At 70.8% G+C, this 19,981-nt stretch carries 19 protein-coding genes, 1 pseudogene and 1 riboswitch; of the genes and pseudogenes, 11 read left to right on the top strand and 9 right to left on the bottom strand.

The features are described 5' to 3' along the window. The first annotated feature begins 188 nt into the window (after positions 1 to 188). The 4 genes from H7827_RS10620 (at position 189) to H7827_RS10605 (ending at position 3,311) form a co-directional block, all read left to right on the top strand. The gene (locus tag H7827_RS10620) at positions 189 to 587 is read left to right on the top strand and encodes a hypothetical protein (protein ID WP_432744441.1); all 399 of its coding nucleotides are present in this window, start codon (positions 189 to 191) and stop codon (positions 585 to 587) included. Between the two features lie 67 nt (positions 588 to 654). Then, a complete protein-coding gene (locus H7827_RS10615; RefSeq protein ID WP_432744438.1) occupies positions 655 to 1,230 on the top strand; it encodes an IS607 family transposase in 576 nt (191 codons plus the stop codon). After that, positions 1,223 to 2,848, top strand: coding sequence for an IS200/IS605 family accessory protein TnpB-related protein (locus H7827_RS10610; RefSeq protein WP_432744435.1), 1,626 nt, complete (start codon positions 1,223 to 1,225; stop codon positions 2,846 to 2,848). The genes H7827_RS10615 and H7827_RS10610 overlap by 8 nt, the downstream gene beginning before the upstream one ends. A gap of 62 nt (positions 2,849 to 2,910) precedes the next feature. After that, positions 2,911 to 2,984, top strand: a riboswitch (guanidine-III (ykkC-III) riboswitch). A gap of 12 nt (positions 2,985 to 2,996) precedes the next feature. After that, the gene (locus tag H7827_RS10605; protein WP_046724626.1) at positions 2,997 to 3,311 is read left to right on the top strand and encodes a DMT family transporter; all 315 of its coding nucleotides are present in this window, start codon (positions 2,997 to 2,999) and stop codon (positions 3,309 to 3,311) included. 54 nt (positions 3,312 to 3,365) lie between these two features. Here H7827_RS10605 and H7827_RS10600 read toward each other — a convergent pair whose 3' ends face one another. Continuing rightward, a complete protein-coding gene (locus H7827_RS10600) occupies positions 3,366 to 3,983 on the bottom strand; it encodes an AAA family ATPase (RefSeq protein WP_432744431.1) in 618 nt (205 codons plus the stop codon). A gap of 314 nt (positions 3,984 to 4,297) precedes the next feature. Between H7827_RS10600 and H7827_RS10595 the strand changes: the two genes are divergently transcribed. From H7827_RS10595 to H7827_RS10580, 4 genes are read left to right on the top strand one after another with little or no spacing between them, the layout of a single operon-like run. After that, positions 4,298 to 5,227: an ATP-binding cassette domain-containing protein gene (locus H7827_RS10595; RefSeq protein WP_432744429.1), complete on the top strand. Its 930-nt coding sequence runs from the start codon at positions 4,298 to 4,300 to the stop codon at positions 5,225 to 5,227. 39 nt (positions 5,228 to 5,266) lie between these two features. Beyond that, complete coding sequence (locus H7827_RS10590) at positions 5,267 to 6,049, top strand: ABC transporter permease (protein ID WP_432744427.1); 783 nt, start codon at positions 5,267 to 5,269, stop codon at positions 6,047 to 6,049. A 23-nt stretch (positions 6,050 to 6,072) separates the two neighbouring features. Further along, on the top strand, positions 6,073 to 7,371 hold the full coding sequence (locus H7827_RS10585; protein WP_432744425.1) for a sensor histidine kinase: 1,299 nt from the start codon (positions 6,073 to 6,075) through the stop codon (positions 7,369 to 7,371). Between the two features lie 41 nt (positions 7,372 to 7,412). Next, positions 7,413 to 8,048, top strand: a complete 636-nt coding sequence (locus H7827_RS10580; RefSeq protein ID WP_432744422.1) for a response regulator — start codon at positions 7,413 to 7,415, stop codon at positions 8,046 to 8,048. Between the two features lie 65 nt (positions 8,049 to 8,113). On the opposite strand, the pseudogene thrS reads toward H7827_RS10580, so the two are convergent. The 4 genes and pseudogenes from thrS to H7827_RS10560 all read right to left on the bottom strand — a co-directional run bounded on the left by thrS (position 8,114) and on the right by H7827_RS10560 (position 12,924). Beyond that, positions 8,114 to 9,411, bottom strand: a pseudogene (gene thrS / locus H7827_RS10575) (threonine--tRNA ligase). A gap of 149 nt (positions 9,412 to 9,560) precedes the next feature. Next, entirely contained in the window at positions 9,561 to 10,049 is a 489-nt protein-coding gene (locus H7827_RS10570) for a hypothetical protein (protein WP_432744420.1), read from the bottom strand. After that, positions 10,049 to 11,314, bottom strand: a complete 1,266-nt coding sequence (locus tag H7827_RS10565) for an RNA-guided endonuclease InsQ/TnpB family protein (RefSeq protein ID WP_432744418.1) — start codon at positions 11,312 to 11,314, stop codon at positions 10,049 to 10,051. The genes H7827_RS10570 and H7827_RS10565 overlap by 1 nt, the downstream gene beginning before the upstream one ends. Positions 11,315 to 11,595: 281 nt before the next feature. Then, complete coding sequence (locus H7827_RS10560) at positions 11,596 to 12,924, bottom strand: MFS transporter (protein WP_432744416.1); 1,329 nt, start codon at positions 12,922 to 12,924, stop codon at positions 11,596 to 11,598. A gap of 93 nt (positions 12,925 to 13,017) precedes the next feature. Between H7827_RS10560 and H7827_RS10555 the strand changes: the two genes are divergently transcribed. The 3 genes from H7827_RS10555 (at position 13,018) to H7827_RS10545 (ending at position 15,933) form a co-directional block, all read left to right on the top strand. Then, positions 13,018 to 14,034: a LysR family transcriptional regulator gene (locus H7827_RS10555; protein WP_432744413.1), complete on the top strand. Its 1,017-nt coding sequence runs from the start codon at positions 13,018 to 13,020 to the stop codon at positions 14,032 to 14,034. A gap of 74 nt (positions 14,035 to 14,108) precedes the next feature. Next, positions 14,109 to 15,257 carry an adenosine deaminase gene (locus H7827_RS10550; protein ID WP_432744410.1) on the top strand — a complete coding sequence of 383 codons (1,149 nt, stop codon included), beginning with the start codon at positions 14,109 to 14,111 and terminating at the stop codon, positions 15,255 to 15,257. 340 nt (positions 15,258 to 15,597) lie between these two features. After that, positions 15,598 to 15,933, top strand: a complete 336-nt coding sequence (locus tag H7827_RS10545) for a hypothetical protein (RefSeq protein WP_030728684.1) — start codon at positions 15,598 to 15,600, stop codon at positions 15,931 to 15,933. Between the two features lie 161 nt (positions 15,934 to 16,094). Here the strand turns inward: H7827_RS10545 and H7827_RS10540 are convergent, their stop codons facing one another. The 4 genes from H7827_RS10540 to H7827_RS10525 all read right to left on the bottom strand — a co-directional run bounded on the left by H7827_RS10540 (position 16,095) and on the right by H7827_RS10525 (position 19,705). Further along, a complete protein-coding gene (locus H7827_RS10540; RefSeq protein ID WP_432744408.1) occupies positions 16,095 to 16,742 on the bottom strand; it encodes a VanZ family protein in 648 nt (215 codons plus the stop codon). Between the two features lie 61 nt (positions 16,743 to 16,803). Beyond that, the gene (locus tag H7827_RS10535; protein ID WP_432744406.1) at positions 16,804 to 17,457 is read right to left on the bottom strand and encodes a hypothetical protein; all 654 of its coding nucleotides are present in this window, start codon (positions 17,455 to 17,457) and stop codon (positions 16,804 to 16,806) included. Beyond that, positions 17,454 to 19,130, bottom strand: a complete 1,677-nt coding sequence (locus H7827_RS10530; protein WP_432747971.1) for an ATP-binding protein — start codon at positions 19,128 to 19,130, stop codon at positions 17,454 to 17,456. The genes H7827_RS10535 and H7827_RS10530 overlap by 4 nt, the downstream gene beginning before the upstream one ends. Beyond that, positions 19,028 to 19,705: a response regulator transcription factor gene (locus H7827_RS10525; protein WP_030728672.1), complete on the bottom strand. Its 678-nt coding sequence runs from the start codon at positions 19,703 to 19,705 to the stop codon at positions 19,028 to 19,030. The genes H7827_RS10530 and H7827_RS10525 overlap by 103 nt, the downstream gene beginning before the upstream one ends. Positions 19,706 to 19,981 lie beyond the last annotated feature (276 nt).

Here is a 19,981-nt window from a genome sequence, read left to right as displayed (position 1 = left end):
TCTCGGTGTCCGCAGGTACGGCCGTCAGAGTCTGCTGCCAGCCAATTCCCCTGGCCCCTCAGCGATTGCGGCCGATGGGGTGTTCCACATGGAGATCCTGTCTTGGCGCGGTGCGAGGCCGCCTGGGTCGGACGGAAAGTGGCACGGGAAGCGCTGGCGCGTGGGCATCGGGTGACCTGCCTGGCACGTTGGGAGAGCGGGAGGTTGCCGAGGGCGCCCAGTTCGTTGCCGTGGACCGGCAGGGCCCCACCGCCGGTACATACAACGCGGTCGGCCCGGTTCTGCCGTTCGGCGATGGGATCGAGTTTTCCCGCACGAGTGGCGGAGACCGCGGCCCCGTGTTGACCGCCGACTTGGCCTGGCTGCGCGCGAACGGCGTGAAGGAGTACATGAGGGAGGAGTCGCTGCCGGTGAGGCTGGCCGAACAGGGCTGGCCGGGGTGCTCCGTTCGGGACGGCTCAGCCGCTCGCGCCGCCGGGCTCCGGCACCGGCTGCGGGCCGAGCGGCTCGTCGATACGTTGCACCGGGAGCGGGCGGAGGGCCTTGGTCAGCCCCATCGGGCCGGCCTCGGTGCCGAGCAGGGGTGAGAAACTGCCGTCGTCTGAGCGTGCATAAGTGTGTATAGCTGTCCTCTAGTTGCATTATGATCGCGGAATGAATCTGACTGAGTGGGCACGAGCGCAGGGGGTGAGCCCCCATACCGCGTACCGGTGGTATAAGAACGGGACGCTTCCCGTGCCCGCTCAGCGCGTTGGGCCGCGCACGATCCTGGTGAACATCGAAGCCGCCGCGACTCCCGGGGCAGTCGGTGGTCTTGGCCTGTATGCCCGCGTCTCCTCGCAGGACCAGAAGGCCGACCTGGAACGTCAGGTTGCCCGTTTGTCGGAGTGGGCGGCGAAGGTCGGTCACCGTGTCGTCCGTGTAGAGGCGGAGATCGCTTCAGGGATGAACGGCTGCCGGCCGAAGGCGAAGCGGCTGCTGGCCGACCCGGCGGTGACCACGGTCGTGGTCGAGCACAAGGACCGCCTCGGCCGGATGAACGTCGAACTCGTTGAGGCAGCCCTGTCCGCGCACGGCCGCCGCCTTGTCGTCCTGGACGATGGTGAGGTGGAAGACGATCTGGTGCGCGATGTGGTGGAGGTGCTGACGTCGTTCTGTGCCCGCCTGTACGGGCGCCGGTCGGCGAAGAACCGTGCCCGCAAGGCGCTTGAGGCGGCTGAGCATGGCTGAGAAGAAACCGCTGCGGCAGATCGCCCGGCCGTTCGTCGCGGACGGGCCGTCCGGCGTCAGTATCCGCGACCGTCTCAAGGGCCTGACCGCCGAGGACGAGAAGGTGTTGCGGGCCGTCGGCGAGCACATGGGGCGGCTCGCTTCCGCTGATCTGGCCCGGCGCCGCCGTGACGGAATGGACCACTCCACCGACACGTGGGCCGCCCGGAAGCGGGACCTGACCGCCGAGTCGTCCTCGCGGTGGGCTGGTTCGGTCACCTCCAGCACGCACGACCAGTGGGGCCTGTCCCGCCGAGCCCAGCACCAGCACCTGGCGTCGCTGGACGCCGGTATCCGCACCCTGCGGCACCGCCTGTCCCTCCCGGTCGGGGAGAAGGGCAGCCGGGGCAAACCCGGCGGCTACCGGTCCAAGCACGAGTGGTTCGTCAAGACGCGCCGTCTGGCGATCCTCGAAGAGAAGTGCGAACAGATCCGCGTCGAGCGGGAAGCCGGACGAGTGTCCGTCACACGTGGCGGCCGTCGCCTCCTCCGCCAGCGCCATAACCTCAACGCCGCGGGCAAGACGCCCGAGCAGTGGCGTGCCCAGTGGGAGGCGGCCCGCTGGTTCCTCACCGCTGACGGCGAGTCCGGCAAGCGGTACGGGAATGAGACGATCCGCGTCACCCCCGACGGCGGAGTGTCGATCAGACTTCCCGCGCCGCTCGCCGACCTGGCCAACGCCCGGCACAGCCGCTACGTGCTGGCCGCGAAGGTGTCGTTCCCGTTCCGGGGCGAGGAGTGGCGCGACCGTGTTACCGGCAACAGAGCCGTGGCCTACCGCATCCACCTCAACACCGCCTCCGGCCGCTGGTATCTGGACGCGTCCTGGACCCGCAAAGACCTGCCCGTGATCCCACTGGACGCACTGCGGGCCGGTGGTGTGATCGGCATGGACACCAACGCCGATCATCTGGCCGCGTGGCTGCTGGACGAGTACGGCAACCCGGTCGGCGCACCCCGGCGTTTCGACTACGACCTCAGCGGTTCGGCCAGCCACCGCGACGCCCAGCTCCGGCACGCCCTCACCCGCCTCCTGCGATGGACGCAGGAGTGCGGCGTGCGGGCCGTCGCGATCGAAGACCTCGACTTCACCGACTCCAAGACCCGCGAGAAGCACGGCCGTAAGAAGAAGTTCCGGCAGCTCATCTCCGGCATCCCCACCGGCAGAGTCCGTGCACGTCTGCAGTCGATGTGCGCGGAAGCCGGTATCGGCGTGATCGCTGTCGATCCCGCCTACACCTCGATGTGGGGGGCCGAGCACTGGCGCAAGCCCCTCACCACCAAGCGACGCCCCGCGACGCGGCACTACGCCGCAGCGGTGGCGATCGGACGACGTTCTCTCGGCCACCGGATCAGACGACGGACGGCACCGCCCCCACACCACCAGAGCGATGGTGTGAGGCATCGGACCGCCCAGGCCCGACCCGGCGACCCAGGGAGCGAGGGACACCACCCCCGCGTACCCGGACCACGGACACGATCCGCTGGCGCTGGACGCGGCAGGAACGCGGTGGACCAGAACGCCCAAGACCGTTCGGGTCGTTCGGCTGAGCACGTGCAACTCATGCTCACTCTTTAGGAACGGTTGATCATGCCGCTGGGGTGACGCTTGCCCGGTGGGGGCGGGTGTGAGACGTTGACACGGAGCCCCCGGTCAGTCAGGTGGGCTCCCGGACGAGGGGTGCCGTACCCGGTGTGCGACAAGACGGCCCGCAGGAGGGCTCGTCATGGCATGGCTGATTCTGGTGATCTCGGGTGCGCTGGAAGCGGTGTGGGCCACCGCGCTGGGCCGGTCGGAAGGCTTCACCAAGCCCGGCCCGTCCGTGGTCTTCGCCGTAGGACTCGTCGGCAGCATGGCCGGCCTCGCGTACGCGATGCGCGATCTTCCCATCGGAACGGCGTACGCGGTGTGGGTGGGCATCGGCGCCACCCTCACCGTCGCGTACGCCATGGTCACCGGCGGTGAGTCGGTGAGCGTGGCGAAGATCGTGTTCCTGACGATGATCGTCGGCGGAGTGGTCGGGCTCAAGGCCGCCCACTGAGCGATGCCGGTCCCGGTGCCTGCCGGTGCCGGAACCGCGCCCGGAGCCCGCGGGTCACTCCCGCGGGCTCCCGCCACCCGGACCTGTGGTGCCCTCCTGGGCGGGGACGGGGCCACCCCCGCCCTCCAGGACACGGGCGGTATCGAGCCCGTCGAGGATCGCGGTCACCGTCTCCTCGGGGGTCAGGTCCGAACTGTCCAGCCACAGACCGATCGGCGGAGTCTCCGCGCGCAGCCCCCGGTCCAGGACCTCGACCGTCCAGGGGCCCGGTCCGTACCCGTTCTTGGCCCGGCCGGCCTCCCGCCGGTGCACCGACTCCGGGGACGGGGTCAGCACCACGACGTACACCGGACGCGTGCGCAACCGGGCGAGGTACCGGGGCAGATCCTCACCGAACACGATGTCCTGAACGATCGCGGTCCAGCCCTCGCGCGCGTACTCGTCGGCCACCAGTGCCGACAGCCGGTGCCGCAGCTCCAGTTGCGCCCGCGCCTCGGCCGCTTCCCCCGGCCGCATCTCCTCGCGCCCCGACACGATCATCCGCCGGAACACATCGCCCCGCACGTGCGCGGCCCGGGGCAGCCGTTCGGCGAGAAGCTGCGCCACGGTGGACTTCCCCGACGCCATGACCCCGGTGATCACAACCACCGCCGAACCCAGACTGACGTGCACCCCCCGGCCCTCCGATGCGTTCGTCCTGATGAAGGTGAGCAGGCAGAGCCTAGTGGGGGATGGGCGGGGAGCGGTGGTGGTTTCTTCGGGCTCCGGGCGGGTGACTCCCGAGGCGGCTGCTCGCTCCGACGGCGCTGATGTTGACTCGCCGGAATCCCCTTACCCACCGTCCGTTCCGCTGCTCCGGCCTGGGCCGGTGGGGGCGGGCCGCCGCTGCCGCGCGTGATGTCGTACCGCGATCAACCGATCGGCTGATTCCGCTTCGAGCGCGATGGACGATGTGGCGCCTGCGGTCCGCGCACGAAGCTGCTCGCATGACCACAACGAGCGTGCCCGCAGCGGGCCGAGGGCCCATCGTCGACGTCAGGGACATCCGTAAGACCTACGCCGGCCGGACCGTCGTCGACGGCGTCTCCTTCACCGTCGAGGAGGGCGAGATCTTCGGGATCCTCGGCCTCAACGGAGCCGGCAAGACCACCTCCGTCGAATGCGTCGGGGGCCTGCGCGTCCCGGACTCCGGCTCCGTCCGCGTCGCGGGACTCGACCCGGTCGCCGACCACGCCGAGGTCACCCAAGTCCTCGGCGCCCAGCTCCAGGAGAGTGCTCTCCAGGCCAGGCTCACCGTCCGCGAAGCTCTGGAGCTGTACTCCTCCTTCTACCCCCGCCGCCTCGACTGGCGGCCCCTCGCCGAACGTCTTGGCCTGACCGCCAAGCTCAACACCCGCTTCGGCGGGCTGTCCGGCGGGCAGAAGCAGCGGCTGTTCATCGCACTCGCCCTCATCGGCTCCCCCCGCGTCGTCATCCTCGACGAGCTGACCACCGGCCTGGACCCGCGTGCCCGCCGCGAGACCTGGTCGCTGATCGAGGACGTCCGGGACAGCGGCGTCACCGTCCTCCTCGTCACCCACTTCATGGAGGAGGCACAGCGGCTGTGCGACCGCATCGCGCTGATCGACAAGGGGCGGGTCAGCGCGCTGGACACCCCTGACGGGCTGATCGGCCGCTCGGCGGGGAACACCGCCATCTCCTTCACGCCGTCGGAACCGATCGGCCGCGAGGCCCTGGCCGCGCTCCCCGGACAGGCCGGCATCGAGATCAAGGACGGCCGGATCACGCTCGCCGGAACGGAGGAGACCGTCAACGCGGTGATCACGTTCCTCGCCCGCGGCGGCATCACGGCGCACCGGCTCCGGGTCACCGAAGCGACGCTGGACGACGCCTTCCTCGATCTGACGGACGCCTGACCCACCGTGCTCCCCCGACCCCCCAAGAGAAGCAGTGACATGACCCGAACAGCGACGACCATGGTTCCCGCCGTCTCCGCCGAGCCCTCCCCCCGCACCGCCGTACTGCGGGCCGAACTGAGGCTCTACACCCGTGACCTCTCCCACCTCGTCTCGATCGTCTTTCCGCCCCTGCTCCTGGTGATCCTCGGCCTCGTGCCGATGTTCCGGGAGGTCCACAAGGACCTCGACGGCCTGCGGATCATCGACCTCTATGTGCCGGTGGTCGTCCTGATCTCACTGATCACGGCCGCTCTTCAGATCTTTCCGCCGATCCTCACCAGCTACCGCGAGATCGGCATTCTGCGGCGCATGTCGATGACCCCGGTACGAGCGTCCACCCTGCTGTCCACGCAGATGTGGCTGAACGGCGTCATGGCCCTGCTGTCGGCGGTCCTGTGTCTCGCCGTTGGCCGGCTCGTGTACGACGTGGCGCTCCCGCGCCAGGCCGCCGGGTACGTCCTGACGATGCTGCTCGCCGCCGTCTCCAGCCTCGCCCTGGGCGCCCTGGTGGCGGCGCTGGCCAGGACGGCGAAGCACGCGACCGGTATCGGCACCGCGCTGTTCTTCCCCGCGCTGTTCTGCACGGGCCTGTGGATCCCCGTCCGTTCCATGCCGGAGGCCCTCGCCGGCATCGTCGAGTTCACGCCCTTCGGCGCCGCGGCGATGGCCTTGGACCAGGCCGCCACCGGTGCCTGGCCCGACGGGTCCCACCTGATCGTTCTGACCCTGTGGACCGTGGTCGCCTCGGCCGCCGCCACCCGCTGGTTCCGCTGGGAGTAGGGACGGCCGTGCACACTGAGACCATGACGACGGCGGAGTCCGATCTCGACCGGCGCTGGGCGACCGTCCTCCGGCGGCACCCGTACTGGCTGCTCGCGACCGCCACCCTCCTGTCGGTGGCGAGACCGGAGCTGACACCGGTCACGGGCGAACGCGTCGCCGTCGGAGCGCTGATCGTCGCGGCTCTCGTCCTGCAACTGTGGTGGGGGAGGGCCGGCCGCTCCTCGCCGGGCCCCGACGCCACCTCGGCCACGTACTTCGCGCTGCGCTGGGCGATCAGCGTCGCGCTCACCTGGCTGGCCCCGTTCTTCGCCTTCTACGCGGCAGCGGGCTACATCGACAACAACGAGTTGCTTTCCGGGCGGCGCCGGCGCAGAGCCGGGGCTTTCGCCTCGTCCCTGCCGCTGGCCGCCGCCCAGTCCGGAGGGATGCCCATCCAGACCCCGTCGCAGTGGGCCCTGTTCGCCGGGCTGCTGCTGGCCAACAACGCGCTGCTGTCAGTGATCACCCACTTCGTCGAGCACGAGGAGACCCGGTCCGCCGCCAGGGCCGCCACCATCGCCGAACTCGAACGCACCAACACCGCCCTCCAGCAGGCGCTCGACGAGAACGTCACGCTCCAGGCCCAGTTGCTCGTCCAGGCGCGAGAGGCCGGCGTCGACGAGGAACGCGGACGACTGGCGGCAGAGATCCACGACACCCTCGCCCAGGGACTCGCCGGCATCATCGCCCAGCTCCGTGTCGTGTCGAGCACGCCCGACCCGGCGACAGCGCACGAACACGTCGACCGCGCCGCCGACCTGGCCCGTCACAGCCTGCGCGAGGCCCGCCGTTCCGTGCGGAACCTGGCTCCCGTGGGCCTGGTGCACGACACCCTTCCCCAGGCGCTGCGGAAGTCGGTGGCCCGATGGACGGAACAGACCGGCATACCGGCTGCCTTCACCCTCACCGGTCAGGTCCTGGACATGCCCGGCGCACACTCCGCCACGCTTTTGCGGATGACGCAGGAGGCGCTGACGAACGTGGCCAAACACGCGCAGGCCGACCGCGTCGGCGTCACCCTCAGCTATATGGACAGCGAAGTCACGCTGGACGTCCGCGACAACGGCCGGGGCTTCGACACGCGGCAGCCGCCGCGCCGCACCGGCGCCGGCGGCTTCGGACTCGAAGGGATGCGTTCCCGCGCCGAGCGTGTCGACGGCTCCCTCACCGTCGAGTCCGAACCCGGCGACGGCACGGCCCTCTCGATCCGACTGCCCCTGGCTCCCACGGAACAGCGGCCGGTCCCGTCCCGCCGCCACGGATACCGCGACCTCACGTAACCTGCTCCCCGCACGAGTGCCACGTCAGGAAGAGACAGGCGATGACTGACATCACGCTGCTACTGGTGGACGATCATCCCGTCGTGCGGAACGGGCTGCGCGCCATGTTCACCGATGCCCCCGGTTTCACGGTGCTCGGGGAGTCCTCGAACGGGGTCGACGCCGTGGACATGGCGCTCCGTCTCGATCCCGACGTCGTGTTGATGGACCTGCGGATGCCCGGCGGCAACGGTGTCGACGCCATCGCCGAGCTGACGCGCCGCGGCGCGCGCTCCCGGGTCCTGGTGCTCACCACGTACGACACGGACACCGACACGCTCCCGGCGATCGAGGCGGGGGCCACCGGGTACCTGCTGAAGGACGCTTCGCGGGACGAGTTGCTCGCCGGTGTGCGAGCCGCCGCCGACGGCAGGCCCATGGTCTCGCCGGCGGTCGCGTCCCGGCTGTTCGGCGTGGTCCGTGGGCCGGCGACGCCCCCCGACATCTCGGGTCGTGAGCGCGAGGTTCTCTCGCTCGTCGCCCGGGGCACGTCCAACCGCGCGATCGCGGCCGAACTGTTCATCAGCGAGGCCACGGTGAAGACCCATCTCACGCACATCTACAGCAAGCTGGGCGTGAAGGACCGGGCCGAGGCGGTCGCCGCCGGGTACGACCGGGGCATCCTGGGCCGCTCCTGAGGCGTCACGCATCGACAGGCCGAAGCCGCGAAGGCGCTGGTGGCCCGACGGGACACCTCCCGGCCTCAGCGCGGCCCGAGCACGCCGAACCTCCGCGCCAACGGCGGCCCCGCCCCCGCCCCCTCCTCCTCCACCACCACCTCCGCGGCGATGCGGCGCAGTGCCCGCTCCGCCGGCTCCGGCGCAAGAGGGTGCCCGCCACGGGGCCGCAGGGAGAGCCCGCCGGCCGCCGCCTCCCGGGCGCCGATGACCGCCTGGTACGGGATCAGCCGGCCCGCGCGGATCCGGGCGGACAGGGTGCCGCCCGACGGCGGAACCAGCTCCACCCGCAGACCGAGGTCCAGCGCCCGGGACCGCACGTCGTCCGCCCGCGCCAGCTGGTCCTCGCCCACCGGCAGGATCGCCAGCTGCACCGGCGCCAGCCAGCCCGGGAACGCGCCACCGTGCTGCTCGATCAGATGGGCCACCACGCGCTCCACGCTGCCGATGATGCTGCGATGGACCATCACCGGGCGGTGCGCGGCCCCGTCCGCGCCGGTGTAGCGCAGGTCGAACCGCTCCGGCTGGTGGAAGTCGACCTGCACGGTCGACAGGGTGGACTCGCGCCCCGCCGGGTCGGCGATCTGTACGTCGATCTTCGGCCCGTAGAACGCCGCCTCGCCCTCCGCAGCCTCGTACGGCAGGCCGGAATCCTCCAGCACCTCCCGCAGCAGCGCCACCGAGCGCCGCCACATCTCCGGCGCCGCCACGTACTTGCCGCCCCCGCCCGGCAGCGACAGCCGGTACCGGGCCGGCCGGATGCCCAGCACCTCGTACGCCCGGCGGATCATCTCCAGCGCGGCCCGTGCCTCGTGGGCCACCTGCTCGACGGTGCAGAAGATGTGCGCGTCATTGAGGGTGATGGCCCGCACCCGGGTCAGTCCGCCCAGCACGCCGGAGAGTTCGGACCGGAACATCCCGCCCAGCTCGGCCATCCGCAGCGGCAGCTCCCGGTAACTGTGCGGGCGGGAGCGGTAGATGAGCGCATGGTGCGGGCACAGGCTGGGCCGCAGCAGCACCTGCTCGCCGCCGCCCAGGTCCATCGGCGGGAACATGTCCTCGCGGTAGTGGTCCCAGTGGCCGGAGATCTCGTACAGCTCGCGCTTGCCCAGTACCGGCGAGTACACATGCCGGTAGCCGGCCCGGCGTTCGGCCTCGTGGATGTAGCGCTCCAGCGCGTGGCGCACGGCCGCGCCCGCGGGCAGCCAGTACGGCAGACCCGCGCCCCTGGGGGCACCTCCCGGACGGAGTCTGGGGGAGGGTCGGAGTCGAACAGGCCCAGCGCGCGGCCCAGGGTGCGGTGATCGTGTGCGTCGGTGGTCATGGTGGTGGTCTCCCTCCGGGGGAGGAGCGGGTGACCACACGGCGAAGCCCCGGGGCACTCGCCCCGGGGCTTCGGACTCAGACATGGGTCAGCGCGCCGGGACACTCTCCGGCGTCGTCGTGCTGGCGGCGCGCTTCATGCCGCGGACCCTAACAGACGGGGTCGGCCCGGTGCAGGGTGAATTCCCGGCTGGGCGGGTGCACGACGACGGCCAGGCGGCTGCCCACCACCAGGCCGGGGAAGTGGATGTCCGGCTCCGTGCTGCTCGCCTCGAACGGCTCGAAGCCGGGACCCGTGACGCGCAGCCGCAGTGCGTGCTGGGTGCTCAGGCCGTCCGGGGTGATCTCCTCGGAGCCGATGGCGATCACCTCGGCGGCCCCGTCCACCCCTTGGGTGGCCAGCCGGCGGGTGGAGCGCCGCCGCTCCCGGTTGTGGAGCAGCGTGCCCAGGCCCACGTAGGCGACGAGCGCCCCGAACAGCGCCACGGCCCCGAAGACGACGGCGTCCACCGTCGTCTCGGCGTCGGACAGGGCGCCGTGGGCGAAGGACACCGCCAGCCACCCGCCGCCCCCCAGCAGGCCCGCGCCGAAGAGGTTCGCGATGGCGGCGAGCACCGGTCCCATCGGTTCGACGCGCATCAGTACAGGCTCGTTTCGATGTATTGACTTCCGCGCCCCCCGTTGAGGGGAGCGCTTCCTGCCACGGTCGGGCGACCGTCTCGGTGGGTTCCTGTTTCACCGCGCGGTGCCGGAACCAATGGTTCCGGTCTTACCTGCGCTCCACAGGCTGTCACCGCCAGTCCGGCGGCCTTTTTGACATTGATCGCGGCGTTGACATCCCGGTCCAGGACAGCACCGCAAGCCCTGCACGTCCAGATGCGAATGTGGAGTGCCTTGGGGCCGTCTTTCGTACCGCACTGTGAGCACTTCTGGCTCGTGGGTTCGAACCGACCGATCCGGATGAAGGTGCGTCCGCATCGTGCTGCCTTGTACTCAAGCATCGCGACGAACGCGGACCACCCCGCATCGTGAACGGATTTGGCCAGGCGCGTACGGGCGAGTCCCCTCACCGCCAGGCTCTCCACCGCGATCGCTTGGTTCTCGCGGATCAGCTTGGTGGAGAGCTGGTGATGGAACTCGCGGCGTGCGTCTGCCACCCGCGCATGAGCAAGGGCGAACTTCAGTCGGGCTTTGTTGCGATTGCGGCTTCCCTTCTTTTTGCGGCATAGAGATTGCTGGGCCCCTTTGAGTTTCTTCTCGGCCCGACGCAGGAAACGCGGGCTATCGATCTTGGTTCCATCCGACAGAACGGCAAAGTGACACAATCCCAGGTCGATGCCGACCTGATTAACCGTTGCAGGTAGTTCGCGTACGGGTCCGGTCTCCACGACGAAGCTTGCGAAGTGCCGGCCCGCAGCGTCCTTGACTACGGTCACCGAGGACGGCGTGGACGGTAGGGCACGGGACCACTTCACCCGCACCTTGCCGATTTTCGGCAACGAGAGGTCTCCGCCAGCCGTGATTCTCCACCGGGCGTTCGCGGTGAAACGGATCGCCTGTCGATTTTCCTTGCGGGACTTGAAGCGGGGCGCACCTATGCGAGGGCGCTTTCCATGAATGCCGTCGAAGAAGTTCCGATACGCCGTGTCGAGGTCACGCAGCGACTGCTGCAGGACAACGGCGGACACTTCGCCAAGCCAAGCTCGCTCTTCGGTCCTCTTCGCCTCGGTGATCAGTAGCTTTGACAATTCCCCGGTCTTCGGGAACGGGGCGCCTGCCGCCCGCGCTGCCTCACGGGCGCTGAGTGCATCGTTGTAGACCACTCGCGCGCACCCGAACGCTCTGGCCAGTGCAGAGCGCTGCGGACCGTTCGGATACATCCGGAAGGAATACCGCAGCAGCACGACGAGCACCGTACTACGGCTGGCACATAGCCTAATATGAGAACATTTGTGCGCATCGGGGTGTTCAGGTGCGGGAACGGAGGCCAACGGAACGGGTCCAATTCTCCGACGCCCGGCCCCACGGCCCAGATAGAGATAACCGGCGCCCAGCCCGCTGGCGTTGAGCAGTGCGGCGACGGCGCCGCGCGAGGTACCACTGGCCATCGAAGTCCCCCGGGGGAAGGAGTGTGGCCTCTATCACGTCCCCCGGGGGCGGGCGGTTCCGCCCTTATGCCGTTGTGTCAGGCGAGAGCGGCCTCGCGCCGGCGCACCACCCGGGCGCGTCCGGTGGCGTACAGCGTGATGCCCGCGGTGGTCAGCAGCGCGACCAGACCGAAGGCCACCACACCCTCCCAGCCGGACCGGTGGAAGATGACCGCGCCGAGCGTGCCGCCCACGCTGTTGCCCAGGTAGTACGCCACCTGGTACAGCGCCGAGGCCTGCGCCCGCCCGTGGGTCACGGCCCGGCTCACCGAGCCGGAGGCGACGGCGTGGCCGAAGAAGAAGCCGCCGGTGATCAGCACCAGGGAGAGCAGCACGGTCGCCAGGTTGTCGACCAGGCTCAGCAGCAGCCCGCCGGTCACGGTGGTGATGGCGAGGTAGAGGGCGCCGCGCCGGCCGAGGCGTTCGACCATGGGGCCGGTCACCGAGGAGGAGCAGGTGCCCACCAGGTAGATGACGAACACCGAGCCGATGAGCCCGGCGGACAGGCCGAACGGCTCCGCCACCAGCCGGAAGCCGATCACCGTGTAAACGGCGCTGAACGCCGACATCAGCAGCAGCCCGATCGCGAACAGCCGGACCAGCAGCGGCTCGGACAGGTGGGTGCGCACCGTCGCGAGCAGGGCGCGGGGCCGCAGCGCGGTGGGGGTGAAGTTGCGGGCCCGGGGCAGCAGCAGCCGGTAGATCACGGCGGCGGCCAGCGCCAGGACGGCGACGGCGGCGAGCGCGGCACGCCAGCCCCAGCCCTCGGCGACCCAGCCGGTGAGGATGCGGCCGAGCATGCCGCCCACGCTGTTGCCCGCGATGAACAGGCCGACCGCGCCGACCGTGGAGCGGGCGTCCAGCTCCTCCGAGAGGTAGGCGACGGCGGAGGCCGGGATGCCGGCGATGGCCGCGCCCTGGAGGGTGCGCAGCGCGATCAGCGTGGTGAGGTCGGGGGCGAAGGGGATGACCAGGGCCAGGGCCACGGCGACGGTCACCGAGACCGTCATCAGCTGCTGGCGGCCGAAGCGTTCGCTGAGCGCGCTCAGCGGCAGGACGGCGGCGGCCAGGGCGATGGTGGTGGCCGAGATGGTCCAACTGGCTTGGCCCGGGGCCACCGAGAAGGCGGTGGCGAGGTCGGGCAGCAGTGCCTGGGTGGAGAACAGCAGCGCGAAGGTGGCGACGCCGAGGGCGAAGAGGGCCAGGTTGACGCGGAGGCGCGAGACCGGGGCGGCGGCCGGGGTGCGGGTCGCCGGGACGGTCGCGGTCGTGGTCGGTGCCGGGGTGGGCTTCGGGTGCGGGCTCGGGGCCTGGACTAGAGCGGGGTCGGCGGTGGCCGACACCTTCGTGGCTGCTGCGGTGGGCATGTCGTCAAAATTAGGACGGCGCCTTTCATGCGTCCAATGCACAAAGCTGCGATGATTGATGCTCCAGTGCATCAATGCAGGTGGTGGGCGTCCATGTCATATCCGGGCAACGGAAAAGACATTCGTGTAACAAGCGCGGGCGGCGGTATCGCGGCGGGTACCGACGTACCGCCCGAGGCGTGGTCCGCGCTGCTGAGCCCGCGTCTCGCCCAGTTCGCCGCCGTCGCCCGGCACGAGCACATCACCCAGGCGGCGCGCGAACTCGGCGTACCGCAGTCCACGCTCAGCCGTGCCATGGCCCGGCTGGAGGCCGACCTGGGGGTGGCGTTGCTCGCCCGGCACGGCCGCAACGTCAGCCTCACCCCGGCCGGCCGGGCCTTCGCCCGCTCCGTGGAGCGCTCGCTCGGCGAGATCGGCCGCGCGGCGGAGGCGGTGCGCGCGGACGCGGATCCGGCGGCCGGCAAGGTGGCGTTCGGGTTCCTGCACACCATGGGTCCGGAAACCGTACCCGCCCTCATCCGGGAGTTCCGCGTGGACCACCCCCGGGTGCGGTTCGCGCTCGTCCAGAGCTACGGCGAGGACATGATCGAGCGGATGCGGCTGGGCGAGCTGGACCTGTGCCTGACCTCTCCGATCCCCGAGGCCCCCGACCTGGTGACCCGGCGCCTGGACGAGCAGCGGCTGTTCCTGGTCGTACCGGCCGGGCACCGGCTCGCCAACCGCAAACGGGTGCGGCTGGCCGAGGCGGCGGACGAACCCTTCGTCACCCTCGAACCCGGTTACGGACTGCGGAAGCTGACGGATGTGCTGTGCGCGCGGGCCGGGTTCATACCGAAGATCGCCTTCGAGGGGGAGGAGCCGGAGACGCTGCGCGGCCTGGTCGCCGCCGGGCTCGGGGTGGCGCTGCTGCCGCCGCCCATGGTGCCCCGGCCCACCGCCCGCGATCTTGTGGTGACGGCTCCCCGGGCGGTGCGCGAGATCGGGGTCGCCTGGCTGGCGGGGCACCCGGACACCCGTCCGGTCGCCGACTTCAAGCGGTTCCTGCTGGGGCGGCGCGGCCGGTTCGCGGGGACCGGCCGCACGGATCCGGACCCGGGGCGGGAGGCGTAGGGGGGAGGGAGGCGGGCTGCGGGACGACGGTTTTCCTCCCCCTCATCTACGCGCGTAGGCGCTACAGTGCCGGGATGACTCAGAGTTCTCCGTCCCGCCATGCCCCGGTGCCGAACCGGGAACAGATCCTGCGCGCCCCCAAGGTCCTGCTCCACGACCACCTCGACGGCGGGCTGCGCCCGGCCACCATCATCGAACTCGCCGCCGAGCAGGGCTACGACCGGCTTCCGGCCACCGACCCCGGCAAGCTGGCGGTCTGGTTCCGCGAGGCGGCCGACTCCGGCTCGCTGCCGCGCTATCTGGAGACGTTCGCACACACCTGCGCCGTGATGCAGCGCCGGGACGCGCTCGTCCGGGTGGCGGCCGAATGCGTGGAAGACCTGGCGGCCGACGGGGTGGTATACGCGGAGATCAGGTACGCCCCCGAGCAGCATCTGGAGGACGGGCTCACCCTGGAGGAGGTCGTCGAGGCCGTCAACGAGGGGTTCCGGGAGGGTGAACGGCGCGCCGCCGCGGCCGGCCACCGCATCCGTACCGCGGCGCTGCTCACCGCCATGCGGCACGCCGCCCGCGCGTTCGAGATCGCCGAACTCGCCAACCGCTACCGCGATCGCGGCGTGGCCGGCTTCGACATCGCGGGCGCCGAGGCCGGGTTCCCGCCCACCCGTCACCTGGACGCGTTCGAGTACCTCAAGCGCGAGAACAACCACTTCACCATCCACGCGGGAGAGGCGTTCGGGCTGCCCTCGATCTGGCAGGCGCTCCAGTGGTGCGGCGCCGACCGGCTGGGCCACGGGGTGCGGATCATCGACGACATCGAGGTCGGTGACGACGGCGCGGTACGGCTCGGGCGGCTGGCGGCGTACGTCCGTGACAAGCGGATCCCGCTGGAGATGTGCCCGACCTCCAACCTCCAGACGGGGGCGGCGGCCTCGTACGGCGAGCACCCCATCGGCCTGCTGCGGCGGCTGCGTTTCCGGGTGACGGTCAATACCGACAACCGGCTGATGAGCGATACGAGCATGAGCCGTGAATTCGAGCACCTCGTACGGACGTTCCAGTATTCGCTCGACGATCTTCAGTGGTTCACGGTGAATGCCATGAAGTCGGCGTTCATTCCTTTTGATGAACGTCTGGCGATGATCAACGAGGTGATCAAGCCGGGATATGCCGCACTACGCTCCGAGTGGCTGTTCCCATCCGTGTCGGAGAACCCTGCCTGACCTGGCCGGATGGTGACGTGCCGTGGCGTGTGGGCCTGCGGCGAAAGGCAGTTGATCCGACCGGTGGGCGGGGCGCGCGAGACATTTCGATCCTTTGCGGCGCGGGCTTTCAGTGGCTACGTTCGCCCTCGGGCCCCAGGCCGCGTCTGACACATCCCGCCTGGCCCGCGACGCCTGGCACGGCACCTCGCTGCGTTGTCGAATCGCCCGAATAACCCGCTATGAGGGCGACTCTCTGCCTTGCGATGCACCGCACCAGCCGCCGCGGGCCTGACCGGCGCTATGTGTCAGACACGGCCTCGCCGCTGACATCCCACCCCACACAAGGACGTAGTGACTCATGAAGCACACCACCGTGAAGACCCTGGGTGCCGCCGCCGTCGGTGCCGCGCTCGCCGCCACCGGTGCGGGTTCCGCCCACGCGCTGGGCGAGGAGCTGGTGGCCGGGACCACCGGTCAGGTCGTGAAGGCCGTGCCGCTGGGCGAGGTGGCCGGCGGTCTCACCGGCAACGGCGGGAACGCCGCCGCCGGCCTCCAGGAGGTCACCAAGCCGCTGAACGGCACCACCGACGCCAACAGCCTGCTCGGCGGCCAGGGCGATGTGCTCAACCAGGCCACCAGCGGTCTGCTCGGCGGGCTGCCCGCGGGCGCGCTCAAGGGCGGGCTGCTCGGCTGACACCAGCCGCTCCCCGTTCCCCGGGCCGGGACCGGGGCGCGGCCGGAGCCGGAGCCGGGGCCACCCGCCCCGGACCCGGGACACGCGCGAAAGAAGGGCCGTACCCCCAGCCGTGGGGTGCGGCCCTTCTCGTTCGTGGTGCTGCCGTGCTGCCCTCCACGCTACCGCGCGCCGGGGGCGAGTCCGACCCGGTGGGCGGTACCGCGCCGCGGCTCGGGCCGCCGGAACGGCGCCGCCGAACCGATCGGCGCCGGCACGGCGTCGGGTTCGGGGCGCGGGGACGGCGCGGGCGGAGTGGTGTCGCGCAGCAGCCGATCCCGCAGCTTCCCGTAGCACAGCAGGTGCGTGAGGGTGACTCCGGAGGCGTTCAGCAGCAGCGAGTCCACATCGGCGACCCGGGTGGGTTCCAGCGACTGCATGAGTTCGATCCCGAGCGAGATCATCGCCGCCGCGAACACCGTGCGGAAGAGCGAGACGAAGCGGGTGCCGCCCAGCCGCCGGCCCAGCAGCGGCAGCAGCACCCCCAGCGGGGCGAAGACACCCAGGCCCGTGCCGATGGTGCGCAGCGCCTGCCCGGGCCCCGCCGCGAGGTCGGCGCGGATGGTGGCCAGCGGCTCCAGATTGGGCGGTGACACCCACATCACGGACCGCGGGCGCAGCATCAGCCAGCCCGCTACGGCGAGGTACGCGGTGAGCAGGACGAAGGCCACCACCCGAACCCTCGGGTCGACCTTCTGGTCGCGGATCTCGCCGCGATGACCGCTTTCGCGCTGGGCGAGCCCCGCCGGGCCGCCGTGATGACGGTGCACGGATTCCAGGACGCCCCTGCCCCCCGGTCCGGTTCCCCGCGCTCGATGTGACCTGCGGCGCCTACAGCGAGCGGCCCACCGAGGGCGCCGACTCGGGGCTGTGCCGCATCGCCGCGCTGCACGGGTACGTCTGCGGGCGGGGGTCGGGGGAGTCGGCGGGGCCGCCCAGCACCACGGCGTGGCCGTTGCCGAGGCCCTCCACCCCGGCGAAGGTGCAGATGATCTGGGCGAGGGCGAACGCCGGGAGTTCGCTGGGGCGCTGGCTCAGCCGCAGCACCGTCTCAGGGTCGTCTCCGACCGGACCGGAGACGGCGAGATCCAGAGGCACGGCGCTGGTGAACCCGGCCGCCTGCTCCTCCCCGCCCGGGTCGTTCTGCAGTTCGGTCAGCAGGGCGGCGGCCATCCGCAGCCGGTCGGAGCCGACCTCCGAGGTGTCCACGGTGCGCGAGACGGCCTCCACCCTTGTGCCGCAGACCAGGAACACCTCGGCACCGCCGGTCAGTACCGTCCCGGCGGTGCCGGAGGTCTCCATGCTGGTGTCGCAGCTCGCGCGGGAGGGGGCGGGCCCGGCGTCCACCGGCACATTGGTGGAGCGGATGCCGCACCCGGTGGCGCCGGCCAGCGCGAGGAGCGCGGCGGCCACACCGAGTACGGCGGTCCGTCCCGCCCGCCCGGTGCGCCGCGTCCGCCGTCTGCGTTCCGTACCTGCCCTCACCTGCTGCGTTCCTCTCCCGGACGGCCGCCCTCGGCGCCGCCGTCCCCGTCGTCCCCGCCGTCGGTGTCCGTGTCCTCGTCGTTCTCACTGGGAGGCTGGCGCGGCAGCCGCAGGGTGAACACCGCGCCGCCGCCCGGGGCGTTCGCCGCCGAGATCTCGCCGCCGTGCAGATGGGCGTTCTCCAGCGCGATCGACAGCCCAAGACCGCTGCCCTCGGAACGCGGTCGCGACGCGCTCGCCTTGTAGAAGCGGTCGAAGACGTGCGGCAGTACCTCCTCCGGGATGCCGGGCCCCTGGTCGGCGACCTCCACCACGACATCGTCACGGCCCAGCGCCTCGTCGCTCTCCTCGCGCACCGAGACGCGGACCGACCGGCCGCCGCCGTGCTTGAGGGCGTTGCCGATCAGATTGGCGAGGATGACATCCAGGCGGCGCGGGTCGAGCCGGGCGGTGATCGTGCGGTCGGCGTCCAGCTCGACGGCGTCCAGCCAGGCGCGGGCGTCGATGCAGTGGGTGAGCTGATCGGCGATGTTGACGTCGTCCAGGACCATCTTGGCGGTGCCCGCGTCGAAGCGGGTGACCTCCATCAGGTTCTCGACCAGGCTGTTGAGGCGGCGGGTCTCGCTCACCACCAGCTGGACGGCCGGGGCGACCATCGGGTCGAGGCTGTCGACCTCTTCCTCCAGCACATCGGTGACGGCGGTGATCGCGGTCATCGGGGTGCGCAGTTCGTGCGACATGTCGGCGACGAAGCGGCGGCTGGCGGCCTCCCGGGCCCGCAGATCCTCCACCCGGCGCTCCAGGGACTCCGCGGCGGCGTTGAACGTACGGGACAGCTCTGCCAGTTCGTCCGCGCCGCGCTCCTCCAGACGGGTGTGCAGCTTGCCCTCGCCCAGCCGCTGCGCCGCGTTGCTCAGCCGGGCCACGGGCCGCAGCACCGTGGTGGCGGCGGCCTGGGCGAGCAGTGCCGAGCCGATGACGGCCAGCGCGGTGGCGATGCCCAGCGACCAGGCGAGCGAGTTGAGGTCGTCGCGCTCCGGTATGAGGGAGGCCAGCAGGTAGCCGGTCGGGCCGCCGTCGATGACCTGCGCGCCGCCGATGAGATACGGGTCGCCGTCGATCTCCACCCGCTGCCAGTACAGGTGGTAGGGGGCTTCGGTGTCCTCGCGCCGCTGGTGCACCGCGTCGACGAGGGAGGCCGGCACCATGTCGAGCCGGAAGCTCTCGGGGGCGGTCTCGATGACGCAGTCGCCGTCCTCGCCGCCCCGGTCGACCAGCACCACCTGATAGGTCTGGTTGCCGCTGGTCATGATCGTGCCCATGTCGCGCAGCATTTCGCAGGCGGGATCCTCGGGGAGCCCGCCCGCGCCGTCGCCCAGCGCCTGGGAGAAGTCCTTGAGCGCCGAGTTCTGCGCGCGGGTGAGGACGGCGTCGCGGTTGAGCCAGTACGCGATGCCGGACACCGACACGGCGGCGACCAGCGCCACCAGGGCGAACACGGTGACCAGGCGCAGTCGCAGCGAGGTGAGCCGCAGTGCGCTCCGTATGAGCCTGCCCCTGGCGCGCCGTGTCACGAAGGAGTGTCCAGCCGGTAGCCCACGCCGCGCACCGTGCGGATCAGCTTCGGGGAGGACGGCACGTCCTCGACCTTGGCGCGCAGCCGCTGGACACAGGCGTCCACCAGGCGGGAGTCACCGAGGTAGTCGTGTTCCCACACCAGGCGCAGCAGTTGCTGCCGGGACAGCGCCTGACCGGGGCGGCGGCTGAGTTCGAGCAGGAGCCGCAGCTCGGTGGGGGTGAGCTGGAGGTCCTCGCCGTTCTTGGTGACGGTCATGGCGGCGCGGTCGATGACGATGGCGCCGAAGGTGGCCGCGTCGTGGGACTCGCGCTCGCCGCGTCGCATGACGGCGCGGATCCGGGCGTCCAGCACCCGGCCCTGGACGGGTTTGACCACGTAGTCGTCGGCGCCCGATTCGAGGCCGACGACGACATCGATGTCGTCGCTGCGCGCGGTGAGCAGGATGATGGGCAGCTGGTCGGTGCGGCGAATGCGACGGCATACCTCAAAACCGTCGATTCCGGGCAGGTTGACGTCCAGAACGATGAGATCGGGCCGCTGTTCCCGCAGCAGAGTCAGGCCGTCCTCGCCCGTCGCGGCGGTCACCACCCGGTGCCCCTGGCGGGACAGGCTCATCTCCAGGGCGGTACGTACCGCCTCGTCGTCCTCGATCAGCAACAGGAAAGCCACGCGGCTCATTGTGGCCTATGGACCCCGGAGAGTTCGACCGTGCGTTCCCGGAAGAGGGTCCGGGCGCCTGTGACACCGCTGTGACAGTTGGGGGACGGCCCCATGAAACTGGCCGGGCAATGTATTCCCCGACACACCGAGTACGGCACGGCGACACGATGGGGGCAGCGGGATGAGCGCACTGCACAGCATCAGCAACACGGCAGTCATCGGTACGACGCGCGCTCGCACCTCCGTGGTTCCCGTGCGGTGCGACGTGACGGGGAACACGTCGTC

Origin of the sequence: Streptomyces sp. JH002, assembly GCF_050916115.1 — a bacterium.
In the GTDB taxonomy this organism is placed as follows: domain Bacteria; phylum Actinomycetota; class Actinomycetes; order Streptomycetales; family Streptomycetaceae; genus Streptomyces; species Streptomyces xiamenensis.
The sequence above is the reverse complement of the archived record's forward strand: the minus strand, read 5'-3'. Positions and strand labels throughout refer to the sequence as shown.